9 protein-coding genes and 3 tRNA genes are annotated in these 7,180 nt (G+C 58.5%); 6 read left to right on the plus strand and 6 right to left on the minus strand.

Annotated elements, in window-relative coordinates:
- The first annotated feature begins 4 nt into the window (after positions 1-4).
- Positions 5-1,136 (plus strand): peptide chain release factor 2 gene (gene prfB, locus FHX15_RS13820; protein ID WP_184397880.1). Its coding sequence is split into 2 segments (ribosomal slippage): positions 5-73 and positions 75-1,136, totalling 1,131 coding nucleotides; the frame shifts between segments, so codons are not numbered across the junction.
- Between the two features lie 52 nt (positions 1,137-1,188).
- Here prfB and FHX15_RS13825 read toward each other — a convergent pair.
- From FHX15_RS13825 to FHX15_RS13835, 3 genes are read right to left on the minus strand one after another with little or no spacing between them, the layout of a single operon-like run.
- Entirely contained in the window at positions 1,189-2,208 is a 1,020-nt protein-coding gene (locus tag FHX15_RS13825) for a dienelactone hydrolase (protein WP_184397882.1), read from the minus strand.
- Between the two features lie 31 nt (positions 2,209-2,239).
- Positions 2,240-2,770 (minus strand): hypothetical protein, encoded by a 531-nt coding sequence (locus tag FHX15_RS13830; protein WP_184397929.1) that lies wholly within the window; start codon positions 2,768-2,770, stop codon positions 2,240-2,242.
- A gap of 4 nt (positions 2,771-2,774) precedes the next feature.
- On the minus strand, positions 2,775-3,548 hold the full coding sequence (locus tag FHX15_RS13835) for an NAD kinase (RefSeq protein ID WP_184397883.1): 774 nt from the start codon (positions 3,546-3,548) through the stop codon (positions 2,775-2,777).
- 273 nt (positions 3,549-3,821) lie between these two features.
- On the opposite strand from FHX15_RS13835, the gene FHX15_RS13840 reads away from it, so the two are divergent.
- Together FHX15_RS13840 and FHX15_RS13845 are read left to right on the plus strand one after the other, a co-directional pair.
- Positions 3,822-3,897 (plus strand) — tRNA-Thr (locus FHX15_RS13840).
- A 106-nt stretch (positions 3,898-4,003) separates the two neighbouring features.
- Entirely contained in the window at positions 4,004-4,345 is a 342-nt protein-coding gene (locus FHX15_RS13845) for a hypothetical protein (protein ID WP_184397886.1), read from the plus strand.
- 96 nt (positions 4,346-4,441) lie between these two features.
- Here the strand turns inward: FHX15_RS13845 and FHX15_RS13850 are convergent, their stop codons facing one another.
- Together FHX15_RS13850 and rlmB are read right to left on the minus strand one after the other, a co-directional pair.
- Positions 4,442-4,597: a hypothetical protein gene (locus FHX15_RS13850; protein WP_184397887.1), complete on the minus strand. Its 156-nt coding sequence runs from the start codon at positions 4,595-4,597 to the stop codon at positions 4,442-4,444.
- A 181-nt stretch (positions 4,598-4,778) separates the two neighbouring features.
- Complete coding sequence (gene rlmB, locus FHX15_RS13855; RefSeq protein ID WP_184397889.1) at positions 4,779-5,669, minus strand: 23S rRNA (guanosine(2251)-2'-O)-methyltransferase RlmB; 891 nt, start codon at positions 5,667-5,669, stop codon at positions 4,779-4,781.
- 204 nt (positions 5,670-5,873) lie between these two features.
- Here rlmB and FHX15_RS13860 point away from each other — a divergent pair.
- Both FHX15_RS13860 and FHX15_RS13865 read left to right on the plus strand, forming a co-directional pair.
- A tRNA-Tyr gene (locus FHX15_RS13860) sits at positions 5,874-5,958 on the plus strand.
- Between the two features lie 25 nt (positions 5,959-5,983).
- Positions 5,984-6,057, plus strand: a tRNA-Gly gene (locus tag FHX15_RS13865).
- A 35-nt stretch (positions 6,058-6,092) separates the two neighbouring features.
- Here FHX15_RS13865 and FHX15_RS13870 read toward each other — a convergent pair.
- Positions 6,093-6,293, minus strand: a complete 201-nt coding sequence (locus FHX15_RS13870) for a hypothetical protein (RefSeq protein ID WP_184397891.1) — start codon at positions 6,291-6,293, stop codon at positions 6,093-6,095.
- Between the two features lie 360 nt (positions 6,294-6,653).
- Between FHX15_RS13870 and FHX15_RS13875 the strand changes: the two genes are divergently transcribed.
- The coding region (locus FHX15_RS13875; RefSeq protein WP_138289839.1) for a GTP-binding protein at positions 6,654-7,180 on the plus strand (527 nt) is incomplete at its 3' end.

The raw sequence follows: 7,180 nt of genomic DNA on the forward strand, positions 1-7,180 counted from the left end.
GAAAATGCGAGCGGAAATCCAGAACATAGTCGATGAAACCAAGCAGGCTATCACCCTGCTGAGGAGGCATCTTTGACTGGGACCAGGCAATAAGGCGACTGGACTGGTTGAACAACAAGGCAGAGGATCCCAACCTCTGGAACGATGCGCAGGAAGCCCAAAAGCTGATGCGCGAGCGCCAGCAGCTCGATGACGGCATCAACGGCGTCCGGACGCTCGAGCAGCAGCTCTCCGACAATATCGAGCTCATCGAGCTCGGCGAGGAAGAAGGCGACGAGAGCGTCGTCAAGGAAGCCGAGGAGGCGCTGAAAGGCCTGCAGGCCGAGGCAGCCCGCCGGCAGGTCGAGGCCATGCTATCAGGCGAAGCCGACGGCAACGACACCTATCTGGAAGTTCATTCCGGCGCCGGCGGCACGGAAAGCCAGGACTGGGCGAACATGCTGCTGCGCATGTATACCCGCTGGGCTGAGCGCCAGCGCTTCAAGGTCGAGCTCATGGAAGTGCATGACGGCGAAGAGGCCGGCATCAAATCCGCGACCCTGCTGGTCAAGGGCCACAACGCTTATGGCTGGTTGAAGACGGAATCGGGGGTGCACCGCCTGGTGCGTATCTCGCCTTATGACAGCAATGCGCGCCGCCATACGTCCTTCTCGTCCATCTGGGTCTATCCGGTCGTCGATGATTCGATCAACATTGAGATCAACGAAAGCGATTGCCGCATCGATACCTACCGCTCCTCGGGCGCCGGCGGCCAGCACGTCAACACGACAGACTCGGCTGTACGCATCACGCATATCCCGACGGGTATTGTCGTTGCCTGCCAGCAGGAGCGTTCGCAGCACAAGAACCGCGCGAAGGCGTGGGAAATGCTGCGTGCCCGCATGTATGAAGCCGAGCTGAAGAAGCGCGAAGAAGCTGCCAATGCCGAAGCCGCCTCCAAAACGGATATCGGCTGGGGCCACCAGATCCGTTCCTATGTCCTGCAGCCCTATCAGCTCGTGAAGGACCTGCGCACCGGCGTTACGAGCACCGCTCCCGACGACGTGCTCGATGGTGACCTGAACGAGTTCATGGAGGCAGCGCTCGCTCACCGCATTAGCGGCGCAGCCGATGCCGTCGTCGATGACATCGACTGAGCGGAAAAGGCAGGCCTGAGATGAAATGCCCCGGTAACGGGGCTTTTCTTTTTCAGGAGTCCGCTGAAATGCCGACTCCGTGAAAGAACACACCCGCCTGATCGGCGATCTCATCGTGGGCATCAGAACGGTCTATGCCGGCCGGGTCGGTAAACAGGTGCTCTGCAAAGGAAAGTCCTAATGCAGTGCCTTCCGGCAGGAAGATATAATGCTCAAGGCCGCCCGGAAGGATTTTGAGGGTGCTTCGGCGAAGGCGCGCATGCAGCCATGACGAACATTCTTCGACTGGGGCCGTGTCGTCGGCATCGCCGACCAGAATTAGTGCGGGCTTATCGACGGCTTTCAGGCTTTCCTCGCTGAAGCCGCGGATCGAGCGACCCGGCGCGCAGAGCAGCGCGGCTTTGATCCTGTCGTCTCGATAGGATTGCGACATTCGCGACCATGATTGCCGAAATGCCGTGCTCGTACGAAACAACGACGGAATGTGGTCGGCGAGGTCAGGAAATTCCCGAGGACCGCGCGGCCCTCCAGCCTTCAGGCTAGATTGTTCGAATTGCGAGAATTGCGCGACGGCGCCAAGAAGCAGCATCACCGTATAGGCTCCGGCTGAAAATCCGGCAGCAAACACTCTGTCGGTGCCGATATGCCCGGCAAGGTCGTCCTGCCAGTCTTTTCGGCGATCAAGCAGGAGGCTGAGGTCGGGCGCGCGCTCCCAGAGACAGGCGAAAGCCTCGGCACGATAAGGTTCGCCGCCGGTATTGCCGTGATGGTCGACGCCGAGCGCGATAAACCCACGATTGACCAGGCGGCGGGCGAGCCATTCCAGCGCTGCGGCCGAAGCGCCGGTACCATGCGACAGCAGAACCAGCGGGTAGGGCTTTGCTGCCGGCCGAACGGGCGCATCACGGGCGACCGCGGCCCTCCGGAACCAGCTTCGTCCCGGGATGTCGGTTTCAATCGATCCCTCGGCTGCCGGATACCACAGAGACCAGCGGACGGGTCTGGGGCCGGTCGCGTCCCAGTCCTGCCGCGTCTCGTCGTAGAGAACGCCTTCCCGAAAGCCGAGCTTCATGGCTTGGCTCCGACGAATGGACCTGGGGCGCTCAGTTGGTCGCCTTCTCTACGGTGATGTCTCCAAACTCATCGATCAGCACCGTCCAGCCATCGGGTTCGGCGGCAGGATCGGTCTTCAGATAGATTGTGGCGAAAAAGCCCGGCTCCTTGATGAAGCCGCTCGAATTTTCGGGTCGGATGTCGGTGACATAGGGTTTCAGGTCGCTGATTTCCTGCAGTTCGGCCGTCGAGACGATAGCAGGCCCGATGTCGCTCTGGGCAATCTGCTGCAGATAGACTTTGGAGGTCTTGTCCGGCTGGCGCACAGCGAAAAGCTTGTAGTAGCCGTGCCGCTGCTGCGGCTTGGCATCTTCGGTGCTGACGCTCTGCGTGGTGGTCGGAGCGCGCTCGACCGCCAGAGAATTACCGTCGTCTTCCCAATAGCCGGTACTGGTCGCAAAGAGGATAGACGGCGGCAGGATGTCGTCGTGAACGGCCTGCGCCCGGACCGCGACGGCTGATCCCGCCGCAGTAAAGCTTGCCACAATGAGCGTCGCCACGAATGCCTGCCGCATGGCCATCATCTCAGTCCTCGAATTGTTCTGCCAGAATCCGGTCCGACCATGAGCGGTCGGGATCGGAAAGGATGCGTGCCGTCATGTCTTCGGATTGGGCAATGCGCACATGCAATACGGACTTGACCTCGGTGTTGTCAGCCACGGCATTCACCGGCCGCTTTCCCGCTTCCAATATGTGGATATCGACCGTCACCCGGTTGGGAAGCAGAGCGCCACGCCAGCGTCGCGGCCGAAAGGCGCTGACTGGCGTCATGGCGAGCAGGGGGGCGTCAAGCGGCAGGATTGGACCGTGAGCGGAAAGATTGTAGGCGGTGGAGCCGGCAGGTGTTGCCACCATCAGGCCGTCGCAGATCAATTCCTCGAGCCGCACACGGTTGTCGATTTCCACCCTGAGCTTCGCCGCCTGATAGGACTGGCGGAAAAGATAGACCTCGTTGATTGCCAGCGCGGACGCATTGCTGCCGTCGGCATTGGTCGTCGTCATTTTCAGCGGATGAAAGGCATTCTCCACGGCGGTACAGATGCGGTCATGCAGATCGGCTGTCTTGTAGTCGTTCATGAGAAAGCCGACCGAGCCGCAATTCATCCCATAGACGAGTTTGCCGCTATTCATCGTACTGTGCAGTGTCTGGAGCATGAAGCCGTCACCGCCAAGGGCGACGATCACGTCGGCTTCGTTTGCGGGCACGTCGCCGTAGAGACGAATCAGTTCGTCTCGTGCGGCAAGCGCTTCCGTGGTCGGCGAAGCGATAAAAGAAAGCGTCTGAAATGAACGGCCCATGCAATGCCCTTTGTTATGCTGCTCTAGCTAAAGGATAAAAGGCTTGTACGACAAGACGTTTTGCGTCTGCTGCCGGAGTTTGAGCAATTTCAGGAAACAAGAGATAGGTCGCCGCCTTTCGATCGATATGCCGTATCAGGTTACGCCCGCACTCGAATTGAACCTTATTAAAAGGCCGATGACTAAAAACTCCATTGTGGATAGCTTTGCCGAAACGCCATAAGGGGCAAATTTCCTTTACAAAAAATCAGAATCTGCTACTTCGCAGCCATTGCCCTTGTAGCTCAGTTGGTAGAGCACCTGATTTGTAATCAGGGGGTCGCGGGTTCGAACCCTGCCGGGGGCACCATCTTTCCAAGCACTCTCCACTATATGAACAGAGACTGAAGAGCTGATTCAGGGGCAATTCAGGCGTGCTCGGCCACTATCGCTTCATCAGAAACGAGGAAGTGAGCATGAAGATCTCCAGTCTTCTCCTAGCAGCCGCCCTTTCGGCCGGCACTTTGTTTTCCGCCGTTGCCCCGGCTGAGGCTATCCCTCTCGACCGTCCGGCAGTCTCGCAACAGAACGATGTGATTCAGGTCCGCGGCGGTGATCGCGATTGGGGCGATCGCGGTGACCGCGATTGGGGTGATCGCCGTGACTGGCGCGAGCGCCGCTATTGGCGTGAACGTCGCTACTGGCGCCCGGCCTGGGGCTATGAGCGCCGCTGGAGTCCGTGGGAGGAAGAGCGTTGGCGGGAACGTCAGTATTGGCGTCGCCATCACGGTGGACCCTATTGGCTCTACCGGGGCTGATAGCTGCCAGGGACTAACCATCTTCCAGCCAAAACAAAACCCGTCGCAAGATTTCGACCTTGCGACGGGTTTTGTACTTTCGTTGTTCCAGGCAAGCTACTGCCCCGGCTGAGCCGAGTTTGCCGGTGCTGTCGGCGCCAGCGGGTCCGGCTGCCGGATTGGGTGCGACTTGTCCACCCAGATGAGACTTAGAATGATCATGACGAAGACCGCGATAAAGAGGACGCCGAAGATCAGCGGTCGAAATGCCATAGTATGGATTTCCTTTTTACCGTCGCCCCTGGAAAGAGAGCGTGTCGCCGATCATCAGGACCGGCCCGCTCTTTCCAAAGCGGAATATGGACCATGAGCAGAGGTGTTCAACCGGAAGAGCGGTATTCGTTACGTCTGTCCACGACATTTGGTGGCGGCGCCCGACAAGCCGGTATCAGTTCTACGCCTTGAGGTGCAGTCGCGCAGCATAAAGCGCTATCGCCGCTGCATTCGAGACGTTGAGCGATTTGATAGCGCCGGGCATGTCGAGCCGGGCAAGCGCATTGACGGTCTCGCGGGTCTTCTGCCGCAGTCCCTTGCCTTCCGAGCCGAGTACCAGAGCGACCCGATTTCCCGAGAATGTGCCCTCGATCGGCGCCGGTCCTTCCGAATCGAGCCCGATCGTGAAGAAGCCGAGCTTGTGCAATTCGCCAAGTGCGTCGGAGAGATTGGTAATCTGTATATAAGGTATGAGTTCCAACGCGCCGGAAGCGGATTTGGCAAGCACGCCGGATTCGGTCGGGCTATGTCTCTGGGTGGTGATAACGGCGCCGGCGTTGAAAGCGACCGCAGAACGCATGATGGCTCCGACATTGTGCGGATCGGTCACCTGATCGAGCACGAGAAGCAACGGGCTGTCCTTCAGCGCTTCCAGTCGCCGGACGGGCAGGGGCCGCGTTTCCAGCATCACGCCCTGGTGAATTGCTTCCGGGCCGAGCACTTTGTCGATATCCTGCGGGGAAACGACTTCGACAGCAATGCCGATCCCGTCCGGATCGATCTCCAGGCGCGCCAGAGCATTCTGTGTTACCGACAGCTTGATGTTCTTACGTTCAGGATTTTCAAGCGCGGCGCGAACGGTATGAAGGCCGTAAAGGAAGACCTGATCGGGGGCGAGCGCCGGCGGCTTCCAGTCATCTGCGCCGCGCCTACGCTTCTGTGGTCCGGGGGTCGGAATTTCACCACGCTCGCGCTTGGCGTCGCGATGCGCGCGCCGGAGCGTTGCATAATGCGTGTCCTTTGCGGACTTGTCGGTAGCGGACTTTCCGCCGGATTTGTTATCTTTGCTCATGCGGCTTTATAACGATGGCGCCGGTTGCCGCATAGGCCTTCTTTCATGTGCCGGCTTTCAACAGGCGATGAAATTTTTCCTGTCTTTTCCATTGTCATCGTGTTGACAGACTGAAATCGTCCGGTCATATACGCGGCGCAGACGACGGGGCGGCAACGCTTCAACGTCTGACGAACTTGGTCTCACGATCCGGACGAAAAGACTGGAGAGATGCCCGAGTGGTTAAAGGGGACGGACTGTAAATCCGTTGGCTCAGCCTACGTTGGTTCAAATCCAACTCTCTCCACCATTCGTCATTGGATCTGACCAATCCCGCGGGTATAGCTCAATGGTAGAGCAGCAGCCTTCCAAGCTGAATACGCGGGTTCGATTCCCGCTACCCGCTCCATCTTGCCTCCCGCTACCGCCGAATGACGCCGGCTTTCAGAACTCGAAGACGAGATTCATGAAATTGCCGATGATCCAGTAGCCGAGCACCCCTATGGCTATGCCGGCGACGAAGACCGAATACCGGGCCGCGTTTCTTTTAACGCTCGTACCCGTCTCGTCTTCGTGCGGAAAGCCGAATGCATGATGATCTTCCGCGAATGCCGAATAGTGGTTGTTGTAGCTTTCCGATCGCATTGGATGTCCCTCCGAATATTAGAGAGGTATCATGCAAGCTTTCCTGTTTGGTGAAATCAATTAGTAAAATGTAATATAATCTGATCGGCGGATGTTGGGGTTACGATTGCAGAAGTTGCGCTCGCCACCTGCTGCCGCCAACGGAAGCGGGATCGACTGTCGATTTTGCCTGAGATTCCAGGTGTTTTAAGGCAGGTCTCGGCGACTCACCTTGCGAGTTCCGAATTATCGCCCATATGCGCCCACACGCCGAGAATGGCGTCTGCAATTAAGTCTTGCGCAATTTCGCCGAAAGCCTTAAACGGCGGCACTAAACCGGTTCGCCGGGGTCACCAATTTACGTTCACAGGAAGCATTCAAATGGCAAAGAGTAAGTTTGAGCGCAACAAGCCGCACGTCAACATTGGCACGATCGGCCACGTTGACCACGGCAAGACGTCTCTGACGGCAGCGATCACGAAGTACTTCGGTGAGTTCAAGGCGTATGACCAGATCGACGCAGCGCCGGAAGAAAAGGCCCGCGGCATCACCATTTCGACGGCGCACGTCGAGTATGAGACGGCCAACCGTCACTATGCGCACGTCGACTGCCCCGGCCACGCTGACTATGTGAAAAACATGATCACGGGTGCTGCGCAGATGGACGGCGCGATCCTGGTCTGCTCTGCCGCCGACGGCCCGATGCCGCAGACGCGCGAGCACATCCTGCTTGCCCGCCAGGTTGGCGTTCCGGCAATCGTTGTCTTCCTCAACAAGGTTGACCAGGTTGACGATGCCGAGCTTCTCGAACTTGTCGAGCTCGAAGTTCGCGAACTGCTGTCGTCCTACGACTTCCCGGGCGACGACATCCCGGTCGTCAAGGGTTCGGCCCTTGCTGCTCTTGAAGA

Origin of the sequence: Rhizobium sp. BK650 (assembly GCF_014195325.1) — a bacterium.
Taxonomy (GTDB): domain Bacteria; phylum Pseudomonadota; class Alphaproteobacteria; order Rhizobiales; family Rhizobiaceae; genus Rhizobium.

Bases quoted from the DNA above. Each gene is read 5' to 3' on its own strand.
- FHX15_RS13870 (WP_184397891.1), bottom strand. From the start codon at position 6,293: ATGCGATCGGAAAGCTACAACAACCACTATTCGGCATTCGCGGAAGAT.
- FHX15_RS13850 (WP_184397887.1), bottom strand. From the start codon at position 4,597: ATGGCATTTCGACCGCTGATCTTCGGCGTCCTCTTTATCGCGGTCTTC.
- FHX15_RS13830 (WP_184397929.1), bottom strand. From the start codon at position 2,770: ATGGCCATGCGGCAGGCATTCGTGGCGACGCTCATTGTGGCAAGCTTT.
- FHX15_RS13825 (WP_184397882.1), bottom strand. From the start codon at position 2,208: ATGAAGCTCGGCTTTCGGGAAGGCGTTCTCTACGACGAGACGCGGCAG.
- FHX15_RS13835 (WP_184397883.1), bottom strand. From the start codon at position 3,548: ATGGGCCGTTCATTTCAGACGCTTTCTTTTATCGCTTCGCCGACCACG.
- rlmB (WP_184397889.1), bottom strand. From the start codon at position 5,669: ATGAGCAAAGATAACAAATCCGGCGGAAAGTCCGCTACCGACAAGTCC.
- FHX15_RS13845 (WP_184397886.1), top strand. From the start codon at position 4,004: ATGAAGATCTCCAGTCTTCTCCTAGCAGCCGCCCTTTCGGCCGGCACT.